23 protein-coding genes and 1 tRNA gene are annotated in these 26,035 nt (G+C 64.8%); 14 read left to right on the top strand and 10 right to left on the bottom strand.

Features of this window, described 5'->3' with window-relative positions; translation table 11 throughout:
* Nucleotides 1–11: 11 nt before the first annotated feature.
* The 5 genes from pheT to J2X57_RS17080 all read left to right on the top strand — a co-directional run bounded on the left by pheT (nucleotide 12) and on the right by J2X57_RS17080 (nucleotide 4,368).
* A complete protein-coding gene (pheT, locus tag J2X57_RS17100; protein WP_309868940.1) occupies nucleotides 12–2,393 on the top strand; it encodes a phenylalanine--tRNA ligase subunit beta in 2,382 nt (793 codons plus the stop codon).
* Between the two features lies 1 nt (nucleotide 2,394).
* The gene (ihfA, locus tag J2X57_RS17095) at nucleotides 2,395–2,694 is read left to right on the top strand and encodes an integration host factor subunit alpha (RefSeq protein ID WP_036114917.1); all 300 of its coding nucleotides are present in this window, start codon (nucleotides 2,395–2,397) and stop codon (nucleotides 2,692–2,694) included.
* Nucleotides 2,675–3,031, top strand: a complete 357-nt coding sequence (locus tag J2X57_RS17090) for a MerR family transcriptional regulator (RefSeq protein WP_036114913.1) — start codon at nucleotides 2,675–2,677, stop codon at nucleotides 3,029–3,031. Before ihfA ends, J2X57_RS17090 begins: the two co-directional genes overlap by 20 nt.
* A 46-nt stretch (nucleotides 3,032–3,077) precedes the next feature.
* Nucleotides 3,078–3,154, top strand: a tRNA-Pro gene (locus J2X57_RS17085).
* Between the two features lie 242 nt (nucleotides 3,155–3,396).
* Nucleotides 3,397–4,368 carry a LysR substrate-binding domain-containing protein gene (locus J2X57_RS17080; RefSeq protein ID WP_081996472.1) on the top strand — a complete coding sequence of 324 codons (972 nt, stop codon included), beginning with the start codon at nucleotides 3,397–3,399 and terminating at the stop codon, nucleotides 4,366–4,368.
* A 127-nt stretch (nucleotides 4,369–4,495) separates the two neighbouring features.
* Here the strand turns inward: J2X57_RS17080 and J2X57_RS17075 are convergent, their stop codons facing one another.
* Genes J2X57_RS17075 through J2X57_RS17065 form a run of 3 tightly spaced genes read right to left on the bottom strand, consistent with a single transcriptional unit; the run spans nucleotide 4,496 to nucleotide 9,352 of the window.
* Nucleotides 4,496–6,667 (bottom strand): PQQ-dependent dehydrogenase, methanol/ethanol family, encoded by a 2,172-nt coding sequence (locus J2X57_RS17075; protein WP_309868935.1) that lies wholly within the window; start codon nucleotides 6,665–6,667, stop codon nucleotides 4,496–4,498.
* Between the two features lie 26 nt (nucleotides 6,668–6,693).
* A complete protein-coding gene (gene aldA, locus J2X57_RS17070; protein WP_043692954.1) occupies nucleotides 6,694–8,133 on the bottom strand; it encodes an aldehyde dehydrogenase in 1,440 nt (479 codons plus the stop codon).
* A gap of 40 nt (nucleotides 8,134–8,173) precedes the next feature.
* Nucleotides 8,174–9,352 (bottom strand): alpha-hydroxy acid oxidase, encoded by a 1,179-nt coding sequence (locus J2X57_RS17065; protein WP_309868932.1) that lies wholly within the window; start codon nucleotides 9,350–9,352, stop codon nucleotides 8,174–8,176.
* A gap of 88 nt (nucleotides 9,353–9,440) precedes the next feature.
* On the opposite strand from J2X57_RS17065, the gene J2X57_RS17060 reads away from it, so the two are divergent.
* Both J2X57_RS17060 and J2X57_RS17055 read left to right on the top strand, forming a co-directional pair.
* Nucleotides 9,441–10,190 (top strand): hypothetical protein, encoded by a 750-nt coding sequence (locus tag J2X57_RS17060; protein WP_309868929.1) that lies wholly within the window; start codon nucleotides 9,441–9,443, stop codon nucleotides 10,188–10,190.
* A gap of 139 nt (nucleotides 10,191–10,329) precedes the next feature.
* Nucleotides 10,330–11,280 carry a sensor domain-containing diguanylate cyclase gene (locus J2X57_RS17055; RefSeq protein WP_309868927.1) on the top strand — a complete coding sequence of 317 codons (951 nt, stop codon included), beginning with the start codon at nucleotides 10,330–10,332 and terminating at the stop codon, nucleotides 11,278–11,280.
* Nucleotides 11,281–11,324: 44 nt separating this feature from the next.
* Here J2X57_RS17055 and serA read toward each other — a convergent pair whose 3' ends face one another.
* Complete coding sequence (gene serA / locus J2X57_RS17050) at nucleotides 11,325–12,560, bottom strand: phosphoglycerate dehydrogenase (protein WP_036114897.1); 1,236 nt, start codon at nucleotides 12,558–12,560, stop codon at nucleotides 11,325–11,327.
* 115 nt (nucleotides 12,561–12,675) lie between these two features.
* On the opposite strand from serA, the gene J2X57_RS17045 reads away from it, so the two are divergent.
* The gene (locus J2X57_RS17045) at nucleotides 12,676–14,058 is read left to right on the top strand and encodes an FAD-binding oxidoreductase (RefSeq protein ID WP_036114895.1); all 1,383 of its coding nucleotides are present in this window, start codon (nucleotides 12,676–12,678) and stop codon (nucleotides 14,056–14,058) included.
* Nucleotides 14,059–14,076: 18 nt separating this feature from the next.
* On the opposite strand, the gene J2X57_RS17040 is transcribed toward J2X57_RS17045, so the two are convergent.
* The 3 genes from J2X57_RS17040 to J2X57_RS17030 are packed head-to-tail and all read right to left on the bottom strand — an operon-like array spanning nucleotide 14,077 to nucleotide 17,101.
* Entirely contained in the window at nucleotides 14,077–15,096 is a 1,020-nt protein-coding gene (locus J2X57_RS17040) for an acyltransferase family protein (RefSeq protein WP_309868924.1), read from the bottom strand.
* A complete protein-coding gene (locus J2X57_RS17035) occupies nucleotides 15,093–16,391 on the bottom strand; it encodes a hypothetical protein (RefSeq protein WP_309868922.1) in 1,299 nt (432 codons plus the stop codon). Before J2X57_RS17035 ends, J2X57_RS17040 begins: the two co-directional genes overlap by 4 nt.
* Nucleotides 16,388–17,101, bottom strand: a complete 714-nt coding sequence (locus J2X57_RS17030; protein ID WP_309868921.1) for a methyltransferase domain-containing protein — start codon at nucleotides 17,099–17,101, stop codon at nucleotides 16,388–16,390. The genes J2X57_RS17035 and J2X57_RS17030 overlap by 4 nt, the downstream gene beginning before the upstream one ends.
* Nucleotides 17,102–17,271: 170 nt before the next feature.
* Between J2X57_RS17030 and J2X57_RS17025 the strand changes: the two genes are divergently transcribed.
* From J2X57_RS17025 to pip, 3 genes are all read left to right on the top strand, one after another.
* Nucleotides 17,272–18,468, top strand: a complete 1,197-nt coding sequence (locus tag J2X57_RS17025) for a glycosyltransferase family 2 protein (protein WP_051943870.1) — start codon at nucleotides 17,272–17,274, stop codon at nucleotides 18,466–18,468.
* 58 nt (nucleotides 18,469–18,526) lie between these two features.
* Nucleotides 18,527–19,186, top strand: a complete 660-nt coding sequence (locus J2X57_RS17020; RefSeq protein WP_309868919.1) for a polysaccharide deacetylase family protein — start codon at nucleotides 18,527–18,529, stop codon at nucleotides 19,184–19,186.
* 77 nt (nucleotides 19,187–19,263) lie between these two features.
* Nucleotides 19,264–20,220 (top strand): prolyl aminopeptidase, encoded by a 957-nt coding sequence (gene pip / locus J2X57_RS17015; protein ID WP_308851711.1) that lies wholly within the window; start codon nucleotides 19,264–19,266, stop codon nucleotides 20,218–20,220.
* Nucleotides 20,221–20,317: 97 nt separating this feature from the next.
* Here the strand turns inward: pip and J2X57_RS17010 are convergent, their stop codons facing one another.
* A complete protein-coding gene (locus J2X57_RS17010) occupies nucleotides 20,318–23,053 on the bottom strand; it encodes a lamin tail domain-containing protein (protein ID WP_309868917.1) in 2,736 nt (911 codons plus the stop codon).
* A 232-nt stretch (nucleotides 23,054–23,285) separates the two neighbouring features.
* On the opposite strand from J2X57_RS17010, the gene J2X57_RS17005 reads away from it, so the two are divergent.
* From J2X57_RS17005 to J2X57_RS16995, 3 genes are read left to right on the top strand one after another with little or no spacing between them, the layout of a single operon-like run.
* Entirely contained in the window at nucleotides 23,286–23,942 is a 657-nt protein-coding gene (locus J2X57_RS17005) for a hypothetical protein (RefSeq protein ID WP_308851713.1), read from the top strand.
* Between the two features lie 5 nt (nucleotides 23,943–23,947).
* Nucleotides 23,948–24,487, top strand: a complete 540-nt coding sequence (locus J2X57_RS17000) for an ATP/GTP-binding protein (protein ID WP_308851714.1) — start codon at nucleotides 23,948–23,950, stop codon at nucleotides 24,485–24,487.
* On the top strand, nucleotides 24,481–24,894 hold the full coding sequence (locus J2X57_RS16995; RefSeq protein WP_308851715.1) for a roadblock/LC7 domain-containing protein: 414 nt from the start codon (nucleotides 24,481–24,483) through the stop codon (nucleotides 24,892–24,894). Before J2X57_RS17000 ends, J2X57_RS16995 begins: the two co-directional genes overlap by 7 nt.
* A gap of 25 nt (nucleotides 24,895–24,919) precedes the next feature.
* Here the strand turns inward: J2X57_RS16995 and upp are convergent, their stop codons facing one another.
* Nucleotides 24,920–25,555 (bottom strand): uracil phosphoribosyltransferase, encoded by a 636-nt coding sequence (upp, locus tag J2X57_RS16990; protein WP_036114872.1) that lies wholly within the window; start codon nucleotides 25,553–25,555, stop codon nucleotides 24,920–24,922.
* Between the two features lie 59 nt (nucleotides 25,556–25,614).
* Nucleotides 25,615–25,929, bottom strand: coding sequence for a PsiF family protein (locus J2X57_RS16985; RefSeq protein ID WP_308851716.1), 315 nt, complete (start codon nucleotides 25,927–25,929; stop codon nucleotides 25,615–25,617).
* Nucleotides 25,930–26,035: the final 106 nt, after the last annotated feature.

The raw sequence follows: 26,035 nt of genomic DNA, 5'->3' as shown, positions 1-26,035 counted from the left end.
GAGTCGCTCCCATGAAATTCTCCGAAAACTGGCTGCGTGAGCTGGTCGACATCGACGCGGATCGCGCGGCGCTGGTTCACGCACTCACCATGTCCGGCCTGGAAGTCGAGGAAGTCACCGAGTTGGGTGATGGTCTCGACGGCGTGGTCGTCGCCAGGATCGTCGAAGCCACCAAACATCCCGAAGCCGATCGCCTGCAGGTATGCAAGGTCGACGCCGGCACGGGTGAGCTGGTGCAGATCGTCTGCGGCGCGCCGAACGCGCGCGCGGGTATCCGCGTACCGCTGGCCACTGTCGGCAGCACGCTGCCCGGCGACGTGCACATCAAGGCGGCCACGCTGCGCGGCGTCGAGTCGTTCGGCATGCTCTGCTCGGCGAAAGAGCTTCGCCTCGATGCGGATGCCTCCGGTCTGCTCGAACTGCCGGCCGATGCGCCGGTCGGCAAGCCGCTGGCGGAATACCTCGGTCTGCCCGACGCCAGCATCGAACTCAAGATCACGCCGAACCGTCCGGACGTACTCGGCCTCAACGGTCTGGCGCACGATGTGGCGGCGCTTTTCGGCAGCCGCGTCAAAGCGATCGGTGTGGGCGACGTCGCCGTCACCGCGAGCGCCACGCGTCCGGTCCGTCTCGAAGCCGGTGCCGACGCGCCGCGCTACCTCGGTCGCATCATCGAAGGTATCGACGCGAGCACGGCGTCGCCGTTGTGGATGGCGGAGCGTCTGCGCCGCGCGGGTATCCGGCCGATCAGCGCGGTGGTCGACGTCACTCAGTACGTGATGCTCGAGCTCGGTCATCCGATGCATGCGTTCGACAACGACAAGCTGACGGGCTCGATCGTCGTCCGTCATGCGGGGCAGGGCGAGACTCTGAAGCTGCTGGATGGCAGCGACGCGAAGCTCGACCCGTCGTTCGTCGTCATCGCCGACGAGGCGGCGCCGCTTGCCGTCGCCGGTGTCATGGGCGGTTTCGACTCGCGCGTCACCGATGCCACGCGCAATATTTTTCTCGAGGCTGCGCACTTCGCGCCGTCGGCCATCATGGGTCGCGCACGCAAGCTCGGCCTCCATACGGATGCCTCGCATCGCTACGAACGCGGTGTCGACCCGGCCCTGCCGAAGCGTGCGATGGAACGCGCCACCGAACTGCTGCTGCAGATTGCCGGCGGCCAGGCCGGTCCGGTGACGGTCGCCGAGCGACTCGAAGACCTGCGCGAGCACGCGCCTATCGTTCTCCGTCATGCGCGTCTGCGTCGCATCCTCGGTATCGATGTCGCCGCCGCCGAAGTGACCCGCATCTTCACCGCGCTGGGCATGGGCGTCGAGGAAATCGCGGACGGCTGGAAAGTCACGCCACCGAGCAGCCGCTTCGACATCGAGCGCGAGGAGGACCTGATCGAAGAGGTCGCCCGTATTCATGGCTACGAGCGCATCCCGACCCATATCCCCGCCGGTCAGATCGCCCTGCGGTCCGAGCCGGAAGCGCGCCTGAGCGAGATGGCGCTGCGCGACCAGCTGGCCGCGCGTGGCTATTTCGAGGCGGTCACGCTCTCGTTCCTCAGCGCCGACCTCCTGAAGATCTGGGGCGTGGATCACGCCTGGGTACCGCTCGCCAATCCGCTGTCGGCCGACCTCGCCGTCATGCGTACCTCGCTGTTGCCGGGTCTGGTCGAAGCGCTGCGTCACAATCGTGCCCGCCAGCAGGAGCGCGTTCGTCTGTTCGAAGTGGCGCGCAGCTTCCACGCGACGGGCGGTGCCCCGGACGAGATCGGCCGGGTGGCCGTCGTCGCTTCAGGCAATGCACGGGCGGAGCAGTGGGGCGAAGCGTCCCGCACGGTCGACTTCTTCGACCTCAAGGGTGACCTCGACGCGCTGATCGCTCACACGGGTGAGCCGGCCCGCTGGTCGGTCGACACTGACGATCTGCCGTCCTGGCTGCATCCCGGGCGTGGCGCACGCGTACTTCGCGACGGACTGCCGGCCGGTTACTTAGGTGCCCTGCACCCGGCACTCGCGAAGGCCCTGGATCTCGGTCCGGATGTTCATGTGATGGAGCTGGCCCTCGAGCCGGTACTGGCCCGACGCCTGCCCAGCGCGGCGCGCGTGGCCCGGTTCCCCGCCGTGCGTCGTGATATCGCGGTCGAACTGCCTGACGACGTCTCCTGGTCGGCCGTCGAGGCAGCCGTTCGTGGCGCCCTCGGCGAGGTCCTGCGTGAGATCCGCCTGTTCGACCGATACGCCGGGAAAGGGATCGACGAAGGGCGAAAGAGTCTCGCTATGGGCTTGATTTTACAGGACGCTTCACGCACCCTTACCGACGAAGATGCCGACGCTCGTGTGGCAGAAGCGGTGGGGGCATTGGAGAAGACATGCAAGGCAAGATTGCGAGGATAAGATGGCGCTGACCAAGGCGGAAATGGCCGAGCGGCTTTTCCTCGACGTAGGTCTCAACAAGCGTGAGGCCAAAGAGTTCGTTGACGCGTACTTCGAAGTCGTTCGTGAAGCTCTCGAGCGGGGCGAGCAGGTCAAGTTGTCGGGCTTCGGCAATTTCGATCTGCGTCAGAAAAATCAGCGGCCGGGTCGCAATCCCAAGACCGGCGAAGAAATTCCCATCTCTGCCCGGCGGGTCGTCACCTTCCGTCCTGGCCAGAAACTCAAGGTAAGAGTCGAGGGCTATGCTGGATCCAGGGAATAACACCGAACTTCCGGCGATCCCGGCGAAGCGCTACTTCACCATCGGTGAAGTAAGCGAGCTTTGCGGCGTCAAGCCGCATGTCCTTCGCTACTGGGAGCAGGAATTTCCGGCCCTGAAGCCCGTCAAGCGTCGCGGCAACCGCCGCTACTACCAGCGTCACGACGTGCTGATGATCCGCCAGATCCGCTCGCTGCTGTACGACGAAGGTTTCACCATTACCGGTGCGCGCGCCCGCCTCGAGGGCCCCCAGGCCCGTATGGAAGCGAGCATGTCGCACCAGATCGTCCGCCAGGTCCGCCTGGAGCTCGAAGAAGTCCTGACCCTGCTTCGTCGCTGACCCGCTTCCGCAGATCGCGGCGTTGCTGTTACAATCGTTTGCTCGTCGGGGTGTAGCGCAGCCTGGTAGCGCACTACGCTGGGGGTGTAGTGGTCGCGAGTTCGAATCTCGCCACCCCGACCATTATTCGAAAAGGCGTCCCTCACGGGGGCGCCTTTTTTCGTTGTGGCCGTACCAGCCACTGGCGCAGCCGTGAACTCCCGGACCACCGATACCTTTTTCGACTTCCGCTGGAACTCCGTCGTGACCTCCAGACGCGAATGCTCCGTCGCGACGTCGCAGCGCTGCTGGCAACGTGGGCGCGCTGATCTTCAATTCCTTGCGTACGCTGCTAATGTGACCTTCTGAAAAACAGAGGCCCGCGGATGAATTTTCCACGCCGTCCGTCGAACGACGGGCTCGATCACCGGCTGCACTCACTCGAACAGAACAACGTACGTCTGCCTTCGACGGCGCATCTGAGGGCGCTGGAAGCCGCCGCACGATTAGGCTCTTTCGAACGCGCGAGTTACGAGCTGGCAGTCACGCCCAGCGCCGTCGCCAAACGCGTCGCCGGACTCGAGTCCCTACTCGGTGTAAAGATGCTTTCGCGTACAGGCCGCGGCGTCGAGCCCACCGCTATCGGCCGCGAATACCTCGAGCAGGTCAACGTCGCGCTCGGTCTGCTGACGCGCTCCGCGTATCACCGCCGCGATTCATCATCACGTCGACGGCTGCGTGTCGCCACGCCACCGACGTTCGGGCGCGACCTTCTCGTCCCGCACCTGCATGCTTTCACTCAGCGGTATCCGGACATCGAGCTCGAGCTGATGCCGTCCATCCCGTATCTCGACATCACGGCGCCGGGTTGGGATGTGGAAGTGCGCTTCGGTGACGGACGCTTCGAGGGCGTGGACAGTGAGCGCCTCACCAGCGAGACGGTTTTCCCCGTGGCGAGTCCGGCTTACCTCGCGCAGATTCGTTTCGACTCGCCGGCCGACATGATCCGTCGCGCGATCCTGCTGCGCTGTCCGCTCGAGCCTTGGGGGCCATGGATGCGTGCCGCCCGCACCGAGACGGGGCAGGGCGATACCGCCGAACCGACGGACGGCCATCGGCTGATGGACCTCGGCATGTTGATGGAGGCGGCGCTGAATGGTCATGGGGTGGCGCTCGTGCGGCGGAGTCTTGCGCGGCGTCATCTGCAGAACGGCAAGCTGATCAAGCTGTTCGCGATCGAAGCGGAACCGGCGTATGCCTATCACCTGTGCTGGCACCGCGTGGCGGAGCCCGACGAGGCGCGAGGTGCGTTTATCGCGTGGTTGCGGGAGGTCTGTGTGGAGGCGCAGAGGCCTTAACCGCGATGACCCAAATGTAGGAGCGCGCCCCGCGCGCGATGCTTTTCCGTGTGGAAAGGCATCGCGCGCAGGGCGCGCTCCTACCGATCAAGGGGAATCGCGCGTGGGGCGCGATCCCCGGGATTTATTACGGCTGTTGCGCGGCGCGCGGTTCCCTGGTCGGCGAGTCCTTCAGGTCGTGGGCCCGCTTGATCAGGTACTGATGCACTTCTTCCACCTGCTGCATGGTGAGGCCGTCGGCGAACGAGGGCATGCCGTCCATGACGCGGGCGCCGTAGACGATGGCGGCGAAGCGCGCGTGGTTTTCCTTCGACAGGAGGCGCAGGTCGGGCAGCACGCCGCCGGAGACCGCGTTGATGCCGTGGCACTGCGAGCAGTTGGCACCGAACGCCTTCTGGCCTTCGGCGATCTGTTCCGGTGTGCCCGTGAGAGGCGGCGGATCGAGCTTGTGGTCGGCGTACTTGTACTTGAAGTCCGGCAGCTTGGCGGTGCCGCCTAGCTTGTAGGTTAGGACCTGTGCGTTAGGCAGCACACCGGCGTTGAGCGAGATGCCGCCTTCGAAGGTGGAGAACGCGCCGCCCCAGCCGACCATGAAGGTCACGTACTGCTCGCCGTCCACCGTATAGGTGATCGGTGCGGCCATGACGCCCGTGTTGGCCGGCTGCTCCCAGAGTTTTTTACCCTTGTCGGCGGAGTACGCCACGACGCGACCGTCGGCGGTGCCTTCGAAGACGAGGTTGCCCGCGGTGGACAGCACGCCACCGTTGAAGATCGTCTTGTACGGGACTTCCCAGACCATCTTCTGCGTCTTCGGGTCCCAGGCGGTGAGCTTGCCGCTCCAGGTATTGGCCAGTTCGCGCAGCTCCTTCTCCGCCTCGGGCACCATGCCGGCATCCGCACCGAGCTGATAGGCGCTCTTGAACTTGCGACGCGGCGGTTCCTTAGCCAGATCCTGGTAGTACGCCGACATGATGTGCGTCGGGATGTAGACCAGACCCGTATCCGGGCTGTACGACATCGGCTGCCAGTCGTGCGCGCCCCAGAACGCGGGCTGTACCAGGTGCGGCTTGTGTTCCGGATCCTTCCAGTATTCGGCGCTTTGATTGACCTTCGGACGACCGGTCTTCATGTCGACACCACTGGACCAGCTGAGCGGGATGATGTTCTTCGCCGACAGCAGCTTGCCGTTGGTGCGATCGATGACGTAGAAGTAGCCGTTCTTCGGCGACTGCATGGCCACCTTGCGCACTTTGCCGTCGATCTTTATGTCGGCAAGGATGATGTGCGCGGTCGCCGTGAAGTCCCAGGCGTCGCCCGGGGTGGTCTGGTAGTGCCAGGCGTACTCGCCGGTGTCCACATGGATCGCCACGATGGACGACAGGAACAGGTTGTCGCCCTTGCCTTCGCTGCGGAACTTCGGATTCCACGACGACGCGTTGCCCACGCCGATGTAGAGCAGCTTCAGTTCGGGGTCGTACGACATCGAATCCCATACGGTACCGCCGCCACCCTGCGTGACGAACGCACGACCGGTCCACGTCGGACGGGCGATTTCCATCGCCTTGTTCTCGGCCGGCTTGTCCGGATCGCCCGGTACCGTCCAGAAGCGCCAGTCCTGCTTGCCGGTCTCGGCGTCGTACGCGGTGATGTAGCCGCGCGTCCCGTACTCGGCGCCACCGTTGCCGATGATCACCTTGCCTTCGACGATGCGTGGCGCGCCGGTGATCGAGATGCTTCGCGTGGTGTCGTAGCGCGTATCGACCGACCAGACCTTCGTGCCGGTCTTCGCGTCGATCGCCTCGAGGCGGCCGTCGAGCACGCCCACGTAGACCTTGCCATTCCACACGGCCACACCGCGGTTCACCGCGTCGCAGCAGGCTTCGCCTGCGCGTGCACGGTCCGACTTCGGGTCGTACTTCCATTTCAGCTGGCCGGTCTTCGCGTCCAGCGCGTAAACGATGGAGAAGGGGCCCGTGGTGTACATCACACCGTCGACGACGATGGGTGTCGCCTCGACGCCGCGATCGATGTCGATCTTGTACGTCCATGCCAGGCCGAGCTTGTCGACGTTCTTGTCGGTGATCTGCTTCAACGGGCTGTAGCGCTGCTCGTCGTACGTGCGTCCGGTGGTCATCCAGTTGCCGGGTTCCTTGTCGGCATTGACGATGCGCGCGCCGTCGACGGCGGCCGGTTCCCTGGCGGCATCCTGGGCAAAAGTGGTGGACCCGCCGACGAGGGCGAGGGCGAGTGCCGTCGTCATCGTCAGGAACCGGGCTGGCTTTCCGCTTGCTGGTTTCATGGTGTCTCCCCTCGTGTGTCGCGCCATCAGTCGTGCTGGATGTAGACGACGTGCGTTTCGGTGTATTCGTAAAGGCCGTGCTTGCCGTCGGCGCCGCCGATGCCCGACTTGCGACGACCGGCGTGGAAGCCCTGCATGGCTTCGAAGTTTTCGCGGTTGACGTACGTTTCGCCGAATTCGAGATCGCGCACACCACGGAAGGCGCTGTTGAGATCGCGCGTATACAGCGACGAGGTAAGGCCGTAGTCGGAGTCGTTGGAGTAGGCGACCGCCTGTTCCAGACCGTCGACCAGCACGATCGGCAGGACCGGACCGAAGGTCTCCTTACGGATGATTTCCTGATCGTTGTCTTTCGCAATCAGCACGGTCGGTTCGTAATGGAAGCCCTGGCCGAGGTCGGCGACCTTGCCGCCCGTGATCACTTCGTTGCCCGCGGCGACGGCTCGCTCGACCGCACCGCGTACCTTGTCCAGGCCTGCCTTGTTGATCAGCGGGCCCATGCCGACGGATGCATCCGCGCCGGGATCGCCATAGGTCGTGGCGACCATGTTCCGGCGAAGCTTCTCGACGAATTCGTCGGCGACCTTGCGGTCGACGTAGACGCGCTCGGCGCAGTTGCACACCTGTCCGGTGTTGATCACTCGCGAATCGGTGATGGCCTTCGCGGCGAGGTCGAGGTCGGCATCGGCCAGCACGATCGCCGGCGCCTTGCCGCCCAGTTCCAGGTTCACGCGGGTGAGGTGCTTGCCCGCCGTCTGCATGATGCGGCTGCCGGTCTCGACGCTGCCGGTGAAGCTGATCAGGCCGACGCCCGGGTTGTCGGTCAGTGCCGCACCGGCCTTGGCGCCGGTGCCGCCGATGAGGTTGAACACGCCCTCGGGCAGGTCGGTCTCCGCGACCAGCTTCGCGAACTCGAACGCATTGAGCGGCGTTTCTTCGCTGGGCTTGATCACCACGGTATTGCCGGTGACCAGTGCGGGAGCCATCTTGCGGGCGATCAGGAAGAACGGGAAGTTCCATGGCAGGATGCCGGCGACGACGCCGATCGGCTTGCGCAGCAGAAAAATGCTTTCGCCCGGGCGGTCGCTGGTGAGCACCTCGCCTTCGAGACGGCGCGCCCATTCGGCCATGTAATCGATGTAGTCGGCGGTGAAGTCGACCTCTACCGCGGCGAGACCCTGCGTCTTGCCTTGTTCGGCGACGATCAGCGCGGCCAGGCGCTCGCGATGCTGGCGCACCTTGGCCGAGATCGCGCGCAGTGCATTGGCGCGCTGGATGGCGGGCAGCTTCGACCACGCCGGCTGCGCCTTGCGCGCGGCGTCCACGGCGGAGGCCACGGTACCGGCGGAGGCTTCCGGCACATGGCCGAGCACGGCCTGCGTCGCCGGGTTGGTGACCTCGACGCTGCCATCGGACGAGTCGCTGACGAACCGTCCGCCGATGTAATTCTGGTAGCTGCTGCTCATGTCGTTTCCTTGGGTACGCGCGCCATGCGGCGCGGGGTGTTCAAGCGGTGGGGCGAAGCGGGAGCCAGGGCTCACCGCGTTCGTCGAGAAGAATGGAACGATCGAGGGCGCGCACCGAGGTGTTGCCGGTCAGCGCCATGCTGACATCCAGCTCGCGCCGCAGAATCTCGATCACCCTGGTCACGCCTTCCTGGCCCATGGCACCGAGGCCGTAGAGAAAGGCCTTGCCGATGAGGCCGACGCGCGCGCCGAGGGCCAGCGATTTCAGAAGCGCCTGGCCGGTCTGGATGCCGCCGTCGAAAAGGACCTCGATGTCGTTGCCGACGGCGTCGACGACACGGGGCAGGGCGTAAGCGGAAGCGACGGCGCCATCGAGCTGCCGCCCGCCATGGTTGGAGACGACGATCGCGTCGACGCCCGCCTTGACCGCTGCGCGTGCGTCATCGGGCTCCATGATCCCTTTGAGGATCAGCTTGCCCGGCCACAGGTCGCGGATCCAGCCGATGTCGTCCCAGGTCAGTCGCGGATCGAACTGGTTGCCGATCCACTGCGCGAGGGTAGTGAGGCCATCCGCCCCGTCGATCTGCCCGGCCAGATTGCCGAACGAGCGACTCGGCGCGGACAGGACGCCGCTCACCCAGCGTGGCTTGCCGAGGATGTCGACGAGGTTGCGCATCGTCAGCTTCGGCGGCACCGTCATGCCGTTCTTGATCTCGCGATGGCGCTGACCCTGGATCTGCAGGTCGGCGGTCACCATCAGCGCGGAGCAGCCCGCCTCGCGGGCACGGGTGATCAGCGATCTGGTAAAGCCCCGGTCGCGCATCACGTAGATCTGAAACCAGAACGGGTCCTTCACCGCCGCGGCGACCTGTTCGACCGAGCAGATCGACATGGTGCTCAGGCAGAAGGGAATGCCCGCGGCCGCCGCCGCGCGGGCGGCGAGGATCTCACCCGAGCCGTGCGTCAGGCCGGTGAGGCCGGTCGGCGCGATCGCCAGCGGCACGGACAGCGGCTGGCCGATCACTTCGGTGGTCAGATCACGGCGATCGACATCGATCATGACGCGCTGGCGCAGGTGGATGCGGTCGAAGATGGCGCGGTTGTCGCGCAGCGTCACTTCTTCATAAGAGCCGCGGTCGTCGTAGTCGAAAAACGCGCGAGGCACACGTTTGCGGGCGAGATCCCGAAGGTCGGCGACGCAGGTGATCGGAGTGGGCATGCTGGACCATCGAAACGAAAAACCTGCCGGATGCTAGGCAGGCGGTCGCCGCGCCTGAACGAAATAATTTCCTGTCAGGCAAGCGCTCGTGGCGGGTCTTTATGCTGCGATGCGGAAGGAATTGCATGAGAGCCTCCGCAGTGAGGCATATGCGCTAGATTGCGCCGCAGCACAGATGCGCCGCGCGTACCGCGTTTTATTTCGCGAGCGGTTCACCCCCCCGGATGGGCGGCAGGGCGTTGAACATGAGGTCACTCTGGTAGCCCTCGCGATTCCCTTCTATCCTTCTTCCACGAGCGCAGATCACGGTGCTCAGGGGGAAATACCGGACATCCGCCTGCCTGCGCTGACGCGTGGGCGTTTATCGTCCGTATCCAATGGAAAGGAGACATGGCTCGTGGCAAGAAAGGACAACACTTCCAACTGGTACTGGCCCACGTTTGGTAACCGCGCCGACGCGCAGCAGGCTATGAAAGGGGCCGCCATCGCCTCATGGTTCGTGGCCTTCGTTAACCTGGCCTTAGGTTTGTTCCTCCTGTTTTCCGGGCCGGGTGCGCATGCGCTGGGCTTGACCGGTGCCGCAGTGATTGATGGCGCCGTCTTTGCCCTCGTGGGCTGGCGCATCTGGCGTTATTCGATGATTGCCGCCTTTGCAGGTCTGGGTCTGTTCACACTGGAGAAGGTGTATCAGTTCGCGACCCAGCCCAAAGCCGTCGCGGGTCTGATCATGGCCGTCATCATCTGGATGGCTTTCCTCAACGGCGTCCGCGGTGCGTTCGCCTTGCGCGACTTCGCGCGGAAGGCCGAGCTTCCGGCGCCTGATTCCGTGGCGTCCTGAAGCGGCTCTACCCCGGCCAGATGGCATAGATGATCTGGCTGAGGTGCCTGCGGGGCGTCAAGTGAAGGATCCACTGGCGCCCACGTCGACAGCAGGCGATCATTCCGTCCGTGGCGAGCCTGCCGCATGGGGGGAATGCATGAGTATCCAGGACATCGTTCGCGACGACGACGTCGCGGTCTACAAGACGCTGCTCGAATCGACGCGCGCCATTCCATGGAAGATCGACTGGGCGACGCTGCGTTTTGCCTATGTGGGACCGCAGATCGAGGAGCTGCTCGGCTGGGCACCCGAATCCTGGATGACCGTGCAGGACTGGGCCGATCGCATGCACCCCGAGGACCGCGCGTGGGTTTTCGACTTCTGTGTCTCGCAGTCGATGGCGGGCATCGATCACGAGGCCGATTATCGCGCGCTGCGCAAGGACGGCACCTTCGTCTGGATTCGCGATGTCGTGCATGTGGTGCGCAATGAGGACGGCACCCCGAATGCGCTGGTCGGCTTCATGTTCGACATCAGCGAGCGCAAGCGCACGGAAGAAAAGCTGCTCAACATGCAGCGCGAGCTCGAAGAGCTGTCCTTCAAGGATGGCCTGACCGGCGTGCCCAACCGTCGTCGTTTCGACACGATGATGGAGACGGAATGGCGCGACGCCAAAGACAGTCACAAGTCCATTTCGCTCGTCGTCCTCGATATCGATTTCTTCAAGCAGTACAACGATCACTACGGGCATCTGGAGGGCGACGAGTGCCTGAAGCGTGTTGCTTCAGCGCTGTCCGGCATCGTGCGTCGACCCGTCGACCTCCTGTGCCGCTTCGGTGGTGAGGAGTTCGTGCTGTTGTTGCCGGATACCGATGAGGCCGAAGCGTTGGCGCTGGGATGGCGCTGCCTCGATCTGGTCGACAAGGCATTGATCCCGCACGCGGGCATCGGTTCGGGCAAGCGCATCACCATGAGCGCGGGCGTCAACAGCATCGTGCCGAAGGAGGGCGATGAGCTGTCGGCCTTCATCAAGCGCGCCGACCAGCGGCTCTACATGGCCAAGCAGCGGGGTCGTGCCCGGGTGGTTGCGGATGACCTGACCGTCTGAGAGGCCGGCTGGCTGATCCAGCCGGCTTTTCCAGTCATGGGATTTCAGTAAAGCACGCGTGCCCGAAGCGTACCCTCGATCGCCGCCAGCTCGTTACGCAACGCCACGGCATGCTCCTCGCTGGTGGTCACGTCGATCACGACATAACCGACTTGCGGCGAGGTCTGCAGATACTGGCCGTCGATGTTGACCGCCGCTTTGGAGAACACCTCGTTGACCCGCGACAGCACACCCGGAATGTTCCGATGGATGTGCAGCAGGCGGCGGCTGGTCGGGTGGCCCGGCAGGGACACTTCGGGGAAATTCACCGCCGAGAGCGTGCTGCCGTTATCGCTGTAACGCACCAGCTTGGACGCCACCTCGATACCGATGTTCTCCTGTGCCTCGGCCGTGCTGCCGCCGACGTGCGGGGTCAGGATGACGTTGTCCATGCCGACCAGTGGCGAGACGAACGGATCGGTATTGCCTTTAGGCTCCACCGGGAACACGTCGATCGCGGCACCTGCGAGGTGCTTCGTACGCAGGGCGTCGGCCAGTGCGTCGATATCCACCACGGTGCCGCGCGAGGCGTTGATCAGCATCGAGCCGGGACGCATGCGGGCGATCTCGGCGGCGCCGATCAGGTTCTTCGTCTGCGGTGTTTCCGGCACGTGCAGCGTGATGACGTCGGCGCGCTCGAGCAGGTCGTCCAGGCTGGCCGCGGGGCGTGCATTGCCCAGCGAAAGCTTCGGCTCGACGTCGTGGAAAATCACGCGCATGCCCAGCGATTCGGCGAGCACGCCGACCTGGGTACCGATGTGGCCGTAACCGACGATGCCGAGCACCTTGTCGCGGACCTCGAAGCTGCCGGCGGCCGACTTGGACCAGCCGCCGCGGTGGCACTCGGCGTTCTTTTCCGGGATGCGGCGGACCAGCATGATCGTTTCGGCGATGACCAGCTCCGCCACGCTGCGCGTGTTGGAGTAGGGCGCGTTGAAGACCGGCACGCCCAGTCGCTCGGCGTCGACCGTATCTACCTGGTTGGTGCCGATGCAGAAGCAGCCAACGGCGATCAGGCGGCGGGCCTCCGCAAGCACGTCGGCGGAGAGATGCGTGCGCGAGCGGATACCGACGATGTGCGCATCGGCGATGCGCTCTTTTAGCTCGTCCTCGGGCAGTGACTTCTCGTGAAACTCGATCTGCGAGTAGCCGGCCTGGCGGAAGGTGTCGAGCGCGCTGCGGCTGACGCCTTCGAGGAGCAGCACCTTGATGTCTTCTTTCGGGTACGACGTGCGCTTCATGGCTGACGCTTCTGCTTCGCGGATTCAGGGCTGACCACTATGCCAGATCGTGACGCCCATGTTGCAGCGCACCCGGCGGACTGGCACCCTCGGTGGATACCCGAGCGAGACTCCCATGACCGACCCGCGCCTGGCCGAACTGGCCCGCCTCCTTCCCGAACTCAGGCTGTCGACCGATCCGGGCGACCTCGAGCACCATGGCCGCGACTGGACCCGTCGCTGGACGCCCGCGCCGCTCGCCATTGCCTACCCGGCGACCGTGGAAGAGGTGCAGGGCATCGTCCGCTGGGCGAGCGGGCAGGGCGTGGCCCTGGTGCCTTCGGGCGGCCGGACGGGCCTTTCCGGCGGTGCCGTGGCGGCCAACGGCGAGCTGGTGGTGACCCTCGACCGGATGAACCGCGTGCTCGACTTCGACCCGATCGACCGCACCCTGACCGTCCAGCCGGGCATCGCCCTGGAGGCCGTGCACAACGCGGCGAAGGAACGCGGATTGCTTTACCCGGTGGATTTCGCCGCGCGGGGCTCCTGCCAGATCGGCGGCAATATCGCGACCAACGCCGGCGGCATCCGCGTGATCCGTTACGGCAACACGCGACAATGGGTCGCGGGTCTGAAGGTCGTCACCGGGACCGGCGAGCTGCTGGATCTCAACCGGGGCCTGATCAAGAACGCGTCCGGCTACGACCTGCGCCACCTGGTGATCGGCTCGGAAGGCACGCTCGGCATCGTCGTCGAAGCCACCCTGAGCCTCACGTCACCGCCGCCGCCGTCGCAGGTGATGCTGCTCGCGGTTCCGGCGATGGACGCACTGATGAAGGTCTTCGCCGAGGCGCGCCACCGTCTCCCACTCGGCGCGTTCGAATTCTTTACCGATCGTGCATTGCTGCACGTGACGGCGCACGGTACGCAGCGCCCGTTCGACGAGGACTACCCGTTCTACGTCGTCACCGAATTCGATACCCCGGACGAGGCCGCCGAAGCCGCGGCACTGGCGTTCTTCGAGTTTTGTCTGGGCGAAGGCTGGGTGGTCGATGGCGCGATCAGCTCCAGCGATGCGCAGGCGGCGTCGTTGTGGCGTCTGCGCGAAGGGATTACCGAGTCGCTGGCGCCGCATAAGCCGTATAAAAACGACGTCTCGGTGCGGATTTCCGCGGTCCCGGCGTTCATGGCGGAGATGCAGGCGTTGCTGTCCGCTGAATACCCCCACTTCGATGTCGTCTGGTTCGGCCACATCGGTGACGGCAATCTGCATATCAACGTGCTGAAGCCGGCCGATCTCGACAATGCGGCCTTTGTCGAACAGTGCGAGCACGTCACCTCGCTGCTGGTCGACACGCTGCAGCGCCACGGGGGCAGTATTTCCGCTGAGCACGGTATCGGCCTGGTCAAGAAGCCCTGGCTGGGTAGTGTCCGCAGCGAAGCCGAGATCGCCCTGATGCGCGGGATCAAGTCGGTGTGGGACCCGAACGGCATCATGAATCCCGGGAAGCTGCTCTAAGGCGCTCCGAGCCAAGCGTCAGGCGACGCGCCGCAACAGCGGTATTTTCCTTGCCAGGTGAATCACGAGAGCCGTCGAAACGAAGACCGCGAGCCAGACGATCGGGATGCGGGCCCACCGCGTGGTCAGATCGTTGTCGACGCGCAAGTGTTCCACATAGAGCCACAGGATCATGGGATGCAGCCCATAGATGCCGAGCGAACCGTCGGCGATCCACCGGATCGGCGTCATCAGCGGTGTCGGTACCCGGGTGATGGTCGTCAGCCATACGAAAGCGGACACGGACGACATCGCGACCAGAGGCGTCTGGTACGCGAAGAAGAACTCGTTCGGCTCGCCCCGGTATCCCGAATACAGGCACGTCGCCATGACGATACCCCCCACCGATGCCACGAAGACCAGCAGACATCGCCATCGGTCGGCCGGCGAGACGACCGAAGCGTAGCGAGTGAGATAGGCTCCCAGCACGAAGTAGCCGACGAATCCTGAGAACAGCTGCACGCCCAGGAAAGATGGCGGATCCCAGTCTTCCGACACCAGCAGGCGCACCTGGTTGAGCACGCAGGACACCAGGAACCACAGCATCAGGAAGACCCTTGTCTCCGCTGGCGTCGACGCTCGCAGCATCCTGCTCAGGAAGGGTGCGGAAAGATAGAGGCCCAAAGCCACGTAGAAGTACCAAAGGTGTCGGTACGGCTCCATGAGGTAATGAGTGACCTGAGCGGTCCATGAAACGGAGCGGTCACCGAAGACGACGACATACACGACGGTCCAGAACACCAGGGGTGGCACGACGCGCGACGCGCGGCGGCGATAGAACGTCGGGATCGGCTCGTCCTTCCACAGCAGCAATGCCCCGGACAACATGAAGAAGATCGGAACCGCAGCCCTGGCGACGGCGTCGTATGTCACGGACGGCAGCCACATCGGCCCGAACGCATAGAAATAGGTGGCGGCGGTGTGGACCAGCACCACCATGGCGCAGGCGACCGCTCGTGTGACGTCCATGGCGGGCGAGCGACCCGCTTGCGGTGTCATCCGACCGGTCTCGACGTCGAAGGACTCGACCGATGAGCGCGGGAGTCAGCGTGTAAAGCGGCACCGAGTCGATGCACATGCAGTGCCCCCAGGAGCACGCCAAGCGTGATCGCCAGCGACAGGATCAGGGTCGCGGCTTCGAAACCCAGCGCGTCCATGAGACCGCCGGTCAGCAAGGCAGCGATGGGCGTGCCACACAACGTGGCCGCCGCAAAACGTGTCATCTCCTGGCCCACATCGCGTGACGGAACATGGCGTTGCAGCCACGACTGCGACTGGACGCCATGGCGGGCGGCGGCGACGGCAAGCAGGAAGAACGCCAGCAGCGTCATCGCCGGACCGCTTGCCTGATGAAGAACCAGGTAGGCGGAAGATGCGACGGCCCAGCAGGCCAGCATCCGGCGCACGGTACCTCGGAAGGAAAGCGCGACGCGCAGGGCGACCGCGCTGGCCACGCCGACACCGATGCACTGCACGACATAGATCAGCAGATAACTACCGCCTCGATATCTGGCCAGGATCAAGGGCAGCAGGACCTGCACCGGACCGAACACGAGCACCGAGCTGGCGAAGACATAGGCATGGAACACGCGTGGGATAGCTGCGGCCCCGGTCGTGTCCGACGGTGTGACCTGTGGGCTCGATGGCCCGCCGGGCGATCGGCGGATCGGGGCATGGCGGCTCAGCGCAGCCAGCAATGGCAGGGAGCAGAGGACGCAGATCGCGTCGATGCCGAATGCCACGGCCAATCCCACATCTCCCCGGGTGCCGAAGACCAGCCATCCGGCAACCAGCGGCAGTACCACGGTCGCCGCCGCCGAGACCAGCGCGAAGATCGCGTTGCCGATCGACAGCCAGCCTTTGCGGACATACAAAGTGAACACGGCGCGCCCGGCGGGAAATGCCACGGCCCAGACGACGCCACCGAGTGCGGTCGACACGTATACGACGACGATCGACATGCCACCCAGCCAGACCAGCGACGCGATCGCCGCATTGGCGACGACGAAGAACCACCGACACAGGCGCAGCGTTCGCAACGGGTCGACGCGATCGAGCAGACGCGGGAAAGCCAGCAACAGACAAAGGCCCGGCGCAGCCTCGATCGCCATCGTGATGCCGAGGTCCCATGCTTTTCCGGTCAGCCGCATGACCAGAAACGGCAAGGCGACCAGCGTGAAGCTGGCTCCGAGCGTGGTCGTCAGATTGTCCAGAAGCAGCAGCTTGAAACGTGGCTCCCTGCGGCCAATGCGCCACACCCGCCGCAACCGGTCCATCGCTCCGATCATGCTCACGATCCGCTGGATCGATCCGCGTGCCGCATGAAGAACACATCGCCGTCGCTGTCCAGTCGCAGGCCGAACGCGGTGGCGATCGTTCGCAGTTTACGCTCGTCGAGCAGCCAGGCGGGCTCGACATCATCCACGCCGACATCGAGCACCCATCGCATACCGAGCCAATGCGTGAGGATGACGCCATCCTCCGCCAGTGCTTCGGCGATCGCAGCGAAGTAACGCTCGAAGTGCTTCTGGCAGCAGGCAAAGCTGCTCAGGTTGTTGTCGACGATGTAATCGAACGACCTTGCATCGAAAGCGTTGGCGAAGGCTTCGCCATGCTTGTTCATGAGCAGCGGCGTATAGCCGGGCAGGTCGAGCATCTGTGCATGTCGCAATTCATCGACGGACACCGTGACCGCGACAAGGGCGCCGACTTTGTCCGCCAGCAGACTGGCGAGAGACGAATTGCCCGCCCCGACATGCAGGATGCGTTTGCCCGCCAGCGGAGCGTGCGTCAGCCAGCGATTGATGGCGATCTGGTCGTCGGTAGGCGGGCAGGACGAATAATCGATCAGTGGCCATGAAATGGCATCCGCGGCCGCGTTGTGGCGTTCGACCGTTGGCTCGATGCCGCAGTCGCCGAGAATGACACCGATGTCAAAGCTTCCTGCGGACGACGGCGTGCAAGGCACGTTTTCGGAAAGAAGCTTTGGAGAAGAGTGTGCCATGTCGCCGGACTCCGCGAGGACGGATGATCAATGCAGGTGCAGCTTTCGCCGCCGTAAAAGGTGCCTGAATAAAAGACACTCGTCGGGGGATGGAAACTGTGCGGCTCCTCACAGATTGCCGCAGACCGGAACGACATGCTCGACGCCGACCTCATGACATCGTTGTCAACATGATCAGTCTATCGGTGCTTCTGGGCTTTATCGGCTTTTCGACTTTGCTTCTGGCGCTGTGTCTCTTGTTCCTGCTTGTCTGGTCGGTGGTGAAGGCGTTTCGTCCCGTGCAGGTCGCCACCCCGGGGGCGGCGACCTATCCGTTCGTCTCCATTCTCGTGCCGTTCTTCAACGAACCCGAGGACTCGTTTCTGCGTACGCTCGACGCGATCGAGGCGACCGACTATCGCGGAAAGATGGAAGTCATCCTCATCGACGACGGTTCGAGCAATGCGACACCCGGCTGTCTTGCCGAATGGTTGCGACATCCCCGACGGAAGCACTACGTGCTGTGTTCGCTCGCGCGAAACAGTGGTGCCAAGGGGCGAGCGCTCGATGCGGCACTCCCCTTGATTTCGGCCGAGTCCGATGTCGTGACGGTGATCGACAGCGACACTGTCATTCTGCCGGGAGCCCTGCGGCTGGCGGTGGAGGCGCTATACGCGTCGCCCACGCACGCGGCGGCCTGTGGCCTCATCGTGCCAGCCGGTCGCCACGATTCCTGGCTGCACAGCTTCCAGTTTTACGAGCATGTCGGCGCACTGGCGACGATCCGATTCGTTCAGAGCCGCATGGGGATGGTCAACGTCGTCGCCGGCGCGTTCTCCTTGCACAAGACCGCCGTGATTCGGGAGCTGGGTGGCTGGGGCGAGTGGCTGGTGGAGGACATTGCCTGGACCTGGCGAGCACTGGCACACGGCTACACCATCGGCTACGCGCCGGATGCCATCGCCTATACGGTCTGTCCTTCGACCTTGTTCGGACTGTTCCGGCAGCGACGTCGCTGGGCCCGTGGCAGGCTGGAATCGTTCCGTGTCGCCTGGCGGATATCCCGCGCGCATACGATGAAGATGTTGCCCTGGTGGCTGCTCTGGGCGCAGTCGGCCCTTCTGCCGACGCTACTGCTCAGCATCGCCGCCGCCTGGCTGTACGACAGCAGGCTGCTGTTCGGTCTGGCTGTCGCGAACTGGGTGGTGATGGCTCTGCTGAACGGAGTCGCCTGTCTGCAGGCACGCCATAGGCTGAAGCTCGGCTGGCGGGACATGCTGCTGGTTTCGCTCTACAACACCGGCATCGATACCTTGTTGCTGCCGGCCAACGTGATCGGCCTGGTCGACGAACTGCGCGGCGGACGCAAGAGCTGGCTGACCCGCTGATCAGCGCCGGATGCAAGGCGAGACCAGGCTACGCTGCCCTTCTACCTGACGACACGGCATGGATTACCACGCATTTCTCTCCCAGTTTCCGGATACGTACATCGGCCGTGGTCGCACCGATCGACGCGAGATCGCTTTGACGTTCGACGACGGCCCGGGACGGGCGACATCGGCCTTGCTGACGACGCTGCGCGAGTGCGACGTGCAAGCCACCTTCTTCTGTGTGGGCGAGAAGGCACGCCGTGCGACCGACACGGTGCGGGCCATCGCACGTGACGGGCACGAGGTAGGCAATCACGGTTTCACTCATCGCGATCTGCGAGCGCTCGATCCTGGGACGTTCTGGATGACCGAGGTTCTGCCGGCCCGCTCGCTGCTGGAGGATGTGTCGGGCACGCCGGTGACGCTGTTTCGTCCACCCTTCGGCGAGATTTCCCCGGCCCAGACGGGGCGCCTCGCCCAAGAAGGCGTGACGCTCGTCGGCTGGTCGATCGATCCGCGCGACTGGGATGATGTCGAGGCAAAGGACCACACCGGCCGTGTCGTGCGTCACGTGATCGAACAGGTGCACCCCGGCGCGATCGTGCTGCTTCACGATGGTGACGAGGGCGAAAGGGCCCGTCCCGCTATCGCCGAGGTCGTCAGGCTCGTCGTGCCCGCGCTGCGAACGATGGGTTTCAGCTTCGTCACCGCCGGTCGCCTGCGGGACGCCCGGTAGCCGAAGCGCTTCAGGTTGGCAGGCGGCGGTGCGCCCATTAGCCTATTGGGCCCGCCTTCTCCACAGGACCCGACCCCATGGCCCAGGATTCTCCCGACCTCTACCCGTCGATCGAGCCCTTCAACAGCGGCACGCTCGCGGTCTCGCCGCTGCACACGCTCTATTTCGAGGAAAGCGGCAATCCTCAGGGCAAGCCGGTCGTCTTTCTCCACGGCGGCCCGGGTGGCGGCACGAATCCGCGTTGCCGTCGCTTCTTCGATCCGAAGAAGTACCGCATCGTGCTCTTCGACCAGCGTGGCTGTGGCAAGTCCACACCGCATGCCGAACTCACCGACAACACGACCTGGGACCTCGTCGCCGACATCGAGCGCCTTCGCGAGCATCTGGGTATCGACACGTGGCAGGTCTTCGGCGGCTCGTGGGGCTCCACGCTGGCGCTGGCCTATGCCGAGACGCACCCGGATCGCGTGAGCGAACTCGTCCTGCGCGGCATCTTCATGCTGCGTCGTTCGGAACTGGAGTGGTTCTACCAGGGCGGTTGCGACCAGCTCTATCCCGATGCCTGGGAGACGTATCTGTCGGCCATTCCGCAGGCGGAGCACGGCGACCTGATCAGCGCCTACCATCGCCGGCTGACCAGTGAAGACCCGGCGGTCCGCGTGGCCGCGGCACGGGCGTGGTCGGTGTGGGAGGGCGCGACCAGCTACCTGTACCAGGACGAGGGGCATATCGCGTCGAGCGGCGAGGACGAGTTCGCGCTCGCGTTCGCCCGGATCGAATGCCACTACTTCGTCAATGCCGGCTTCTTCGAGGTCGATGGCCAGCTGTTGCGCGACGTGGGCAAGATTCGCCATATCCCCACGGTGATCGTGCAGGGACGTTACGACGTGGTGTGTCCCGTGCGTAGCGCATGGGATCTGCATCGCGCGTTCCCGGAAGCCGATCTGAAGATCGTGCAGGACGCGGGGCATTCGGCGTTCGAGCCGGGAATCATCAAGGAGCTGGTACGGGCTACGGATCGGTTTGCCGGCTGACAAAACAGGTAGGAGCGCGCCCCGCGCGCGAAAAGCCCGTTCGCGACAGAGCGTCGCACAGGGCCTTTCGCGCGCCAGGCGCGCTCCTACACGGGGCTTAGAACAAGCCCAGCGGCAGCGTCACCATGTCGACCACGAAACCATCGTGGTCCGATGAGCCCAGCGCCTTCTTCACATCGGTCGCCGACGCGGAATCGTCCAGCGTCTGTACCGGTGCGTCGAGGTTGCCGCGGCCGTACTGCATCTTGAGGAACAGGCCACGGGCCACCGTGTTGAGCAGCGCATGGTCGAGTACCTGGTGCGTCGGCACCGAGCGCGGGGCCTGGCCCTGGATGTTGCCGAAGTTCTCGGTGAACAGGAACGAATAACGATCGTTCGCCGGTACCGAATCCACGGCGTTCCACAGTGCCGGCCTGACCAGATTCTTGCCCAGCTTCAGCAGGTTCTGGCTGTCGTCGTAGCGACCGGATATCAGGCCGACTACGTCGGTGAAGCCATCGCTGAACTGATACGCGTTGAAGTCACCGACGACCAGCAGCGGCGCGAGGAGGTTCTTGCGGTCGGTCTGAATCGCCTGGACCTGGGTCGCCAGCGACTTCGCCTGCAGGAAGCGCTTTTCGCGGTCGCGATCGGCGGTGGTGCCGGTCTTGTCCACGTTCTGGCGTGCCTTCGGGTGCACCGAGATCACGTTGATGCGCATCTTGCCGAGGATCGACGGTACTTCGGCGGTCAGCAGCAGCGGCGGATGGTCGTGCACGAAGGCGGTCGAACCCTGATCCTGCCAGGTTTCATCCGCGCCCAGCTGGCGCACGTCGAGCACGCGTACGCGGTCGGTACGCACCAGGAAACCGACGTTGATACCGCTCGGATCGTGGCCCTCCTGCAGGAACGCTTCGTACTGTGCCGGGTAGTCGTCACCCAGTTGCCTGGCGAGGCCCTGCAGCACGGCGAGGCTCTTCACTTCTTCCACAGAGAGGATGTCGGGTAGCTTGAGCACGCCGCCGATGTATGCGGACAGGCGCTGCGTCTTCAGTTTGACCTGATCCGCCGTCGGCTCGGTGTCGCCGCCGCTGCAGGTAAAGGTCGTGTTGAAGTTGGTGTCGCAGAAACGCTCGGTGTTGAGCGCGCCCACCCGCACCGCGTAGAACGCACGCGAGTCCACGGGACGCGGCAGTTCGACCGCTTTCTTCACCGTGACCTTGGTCGGGATCAGCGTATACGCACCGAACGCGTACGACATGACGCCTTCCGCGCGGAACGTGGTGCCCGCGTTGAATGGCGTGTTGGCCGGCACGGCACCGTAGTCGGCGGTGTTCATCTTGAACACTTCCGGGTTGCCCGACCAGTTCGGCAGGTTGACGCCGTCGGGCACGGCCACGGTGTAGCGCACGCCAGGCTTGCGCAGCGAACGCTGGCCATTGGCGGTGATGTACACCTCGGCGAACGGTTCGTTGCTGAAGCGCAGGTTGCCTGTGGTGATCATGCCGTTGTCGATGGCGACACGCATGCCGACATAGCACTGGAAGTTGGTGTCGCCGCAGGAAAGGGCGTTGGGATCCGTGGAGGGGATCTTGTCACCGAAGACGACGGCGGCCGGCAGCTTCGCGCCGTGCATCGTCGTGACGACCGTGGCGCTCTTCAGCTCAGGCAGGTTGTAATAATTGTCGACCGTCGCTTCCACGTTCACCAGGTCACCGATCTTGACCGTCGGTGCCGAACTGGTGAACACATAGATGCCGTTGGAGGTGAGGCGGTCGTCATCCGCACGGTTGTCCGGCGTCTGGATGGTGAAGCCCGCGGGGCCGACGGCGGTCACCACGTTACCCTTCGTGGCGACACGCTTGCCGACCAGTGGCGAGACCTGACCGCGACCGGTGACCTGCCAGATTTCGGCGGCGATGGGGATCTGATTGAGGATGGCGCCGACCGCCGTGTCCTTCGCCAGCGTCACGTCACCCGTCGCGTTGGACAGGCTGACGCGCAGCGCCTTGTCCGGTCCGGCCGCCCTGGCTCCGTGCACGTTCACCGTGAGGGTCGTCGTGGTCGAACCGGCCGGAATCGTGAGCGTCGTGTCCACGGCGTCGTAGTCGCCGGCCGCCACGGTGGCGGTGTCGTCGGCGGTCCGGGCATGCACGGTGACGTCGGTGTCCGCCGGCTCGCTCAGCGTGACGGAGAACGGCATCGGCACGTCGTCGCCGTTACGCAGGCTCACTGTGGCATCGGCGATCGACAGGCTGGTGCCCTGGACCGTGCACGGCGATGTGCTTGCGCGCGGAGCGGTCGGTGCGACCTTCACCCAGTCCGCCGAGTTGTCGCCAGTGGACTGCGGCAGGCCCGCGCCGTTGACCTTGCGCTGGTAACCCTGGTCCGAATTGCCGGTGCCCAGCGTCGTCAGCGCCGTGCCGAGCTTGTACGCCGAACCCGCGCTGAGGCCTACCTGATCGATGACCGAGCCCGAGGCGTCGAGCAGAGCGAGGCCACCGTCGTCGGTGACGCCGGTGGAGTAGCTCAGGTCAGGCGTTACCGTGCCCGAATAGCCCGATGCCGCCTTGTTGGAAAGCAGCAGGAAGCAGCCCGGAGCGACCGATGTCCCGGCAGGGAAGGTGAAGCGTGTGCCGGTCGTGCCGCTCGCGTTGGATGCGTTGAACTTGTAGCCGGACACGTCCAGCGCGGCGGTGCCGGTGTTCTGCACCTCGACGAATTCGTCGTTGCCGCCGGCGGGCCCGCGTACGCGGAACTGGGTGATGGAAAGGTCCGCCGCCTGCAGCGGAAGGACGGCCATGAGGCCTGCCAGCGCCGCCCATGTGGCGCGCTGTGACGTGGTCAAACGCATTCGAATGTCCCCTCGAGTCGTTGGTTGTACGCGACCCACAGCGTCGCCCGGTCCTCGCGCGACGTTCCCCCCGTGAAGGTCCGTACCGGCGAGTCTGACGCAAATTTATGACAGCGGAATGTGACGCACCGGATGTGTGACGAATGTCGCGCTATTCGCCTGCCGTGCTGGCTAATCTCACTCCCAGCACGGTGGCGAAAACACCGTTTTCAGCGCGTTATCGGGGGATTTCGTGAACAGTGATGCGCTTTTCCGGCAGGAACGGCGAGGGCTGACGTTCGAGTGCCGGGACGTCGAGACGCGACATGAAATGGTGCTGCGCTCGCTGATGCGGGTGATCGATGGCCGGCTTCGTCAGCGCTGGATCGCTACGGCGGTCGAAGGCGATCTGGTGGTACGCAGCGAAGACAATCGCATCGCACTGCAGCCTGTCGGACGGGGTGCCTACGCGGACGCGACCCAACACAGCCGGGTGCTGGCGTTCCCCTTCAACTATCACACGCTCGAAGATACGTTGAACGAACTGGGCGACCTGCTCGAGCAGGCATCGCCGGCGCTGCCCTCACGCATCGACCGTCATGCGATGGCGACCAACAGCTTCCGGCTGCGCCACTGGCCCGAAGCCGGACTGGTCGCCACGCGGGAGCGCATGCGCATGTCCGCGGTCCTGCTGCGTGCGGACGTCAGCGCCGGCGAGCTCACCCGGATGATCGGCTGCACCGCCGGCGAATGCCGCCAGTTGCTCACCGACCTGCATGACGCGGGTTTGCTGTCCAGCGAACCGCTCGCCGCCGGAAAACGCGATATCCAGAATCCGTTTCTGTCGAGCCTGACCGTGCGTGAGCGCGTCGGCGTGATCGGGCGTATCCGTGCACGACTGGGGCTCTGATAGCGATGCCTGAATTCAAGCTTGTGTTCACCGGCACCACCGGCGCCGGCAAGACCACCGCGATAGCCGCGGTCAGTGACGTCGCGCCGATGGCCACCGAAGCACGCAACATGGATGCGGGTTTCGCCAAGGCGACCACCACGGTCGGTATGGATTACGGCGAACTGGTGCTGGCCGATGGCGAGACGCTGCGCCTTTACGGTACGCCGGGCCAGGAACGTTTCGACTTCATGTGGAAGATCATCGGCCGCGGCGCGCTCGGTCTGATCATCCTCATCGACAACAGTCGGCCGGCTCCGCTCGAGGATTTTTCCCGTTACCTCGCCGGCTTCGCCGACCTGTTGCGCACGGCACCCTGCGTGGTGGGCATCGGGCGCACCGAAGGGCATCCGCTGCCGGGTCTCGATGCGTTCGTCCGCGTGGCGGCACGCCACGGCGTCACCTGTCCGGTGATCGCGGCCAACGTGACGCGCAAGGACGATGTCCTGCAGCTGATCGATCTGCTGCTCTGGCAGCTGACCGCCCATGCGGAGGTCGCGTGCTGACGGTCGACGAGGAATCCCGCACATTATGCGAACGGACGGCCGATCGCCTGCTGCGTGACGTCCGGGGCGTGCGCGCCGTGATCGTGACCACGAGCGATGGCTTGCAGCTGGCGTGCCGGGTCGAACCGGGCGACGATCCGGCCCGGCTGGCCGCCGTCGCGGGCTCGCTCGCCGCGCTCGGCGAGCTGGGCAGTCACGAAGCGCATCTGGGGGCGTGCCGGCACGTATGCATCGAAGCGGAAGGAGGGCACGTCGTGCTTTGCCAGGCGCGCGGCGAGCATCTCGATGTCGTCGTCTGCGTCGCCGGTGGTACTCACTCGGGACTCGGGCAGATGCTTTACACGACGCGGCAGCATGCCTCCCGGCTGGCCGCCGCGCTCGACGCCCGCGAAGCCGTCACCAGCTGATTCGCGGTGCGACGTTCGTCAGGACTCAGGTCTTCTGCTTGGTGCCGAAGATCTTGTCGCCCGCGTCGCCGAGGCCGGGCAGGATGTAACCCAGTTCATTGAGATGGTCGTCGATGGAGGCGACGTAGATCTCGATATCCGGATGCGCGGCCTCGATGCGTTTGAGGCCTTCGGGTGCGGCGACCAGGAACAGGCCCTTGATCCGCTTCGCGCCGGCCGCCTTGAGCATGTCGACGGTGGCGACCAGCGTGCCCGCGGTCGCCAGCATCGGATCGACGATGATCGCCGTGCGCTCGTCCATGCCGCCACTGAGCTTTTCGTAGTAGGCGACAGGCTCGAGCGTTTCCTCGTCGCGCTGCAGGCCGACCACGCTGACCTTCGCCGCCGGGATCATCTCGAGCACGCCGGTGAGCATCCCGAGGCCTGCGCGCAGGATCGGAACGATGGTGACCTTCTTGCCCTTGATGTGGGTGACCTCGACGGGGCCAGCCCAGCCCTGGATGGTCTTGCACTCGGTTTCCATGTCGGCCGTGGCCTCGTACGTCAGCAACGCGGCGACCTCGGAGGCCAGCTCACGGAATTCCTTCGTGCTGATGCCCGCGGCGCGCATGAGGCCGAGCTTGTGCTGGATGAGGGGGTGACGGACTTCGACGATTTTCATGGACGGAAACAGGGCAGTGGGCGACGCGCCATTCTCGCACGCGGCGCCCGGTCTGTTGATCAGCCCTTGAGACAGGTGCTCATGTAGCGCTTGCGTTCGTCGCCCTTGAGGCTCTTTGCCGACGCGTCGGCGTTACACGATTTCATCTTGTCCTGCTGCGTCGCCTTGGCCGGCTGCTCACCCTTCAGGCAGCTGCTCATGAAGGCCTTGCGCTCGTCGCCCTTCTTGCCGGTGGCTTGCGTATTGCAGGTGCTCATCCGCTGTTGCTGCGGCGTGAGCTCCTTTTTGGCGGGCGCCTGCGGCGAGGCCGCGATGGCGCCTGTGGCGAAGGCGAGAAGCGAAGCTACGGCAAGGACACGAATCTGCGTACGCATGGCGAACCCCTACGTGACGCCGGGCCAATCCGGCGGTCCGAGCTTAACCTGTAGGAGCGCGCCCTGCGCGCGATTTTCGGGGCTACGCAATGGCGGTCGGGGCTCA

The sequence above is a fragment of the Luteibacter sp. 1214 genome (genome assembly GCF_031455395.1).
GTDB classification, from domain to species: Bacteria; Pseudomonadota; Gammaproteobacteria; order Xanthomonadales; family Rhodanobacteraceae; genus Luteibacter; species Luteibacter mycovicinus.
Note: the sequence above shows the minus strand (reverse complement) of the source record. Positions and strands in the feature narration are given on the sequence as shown.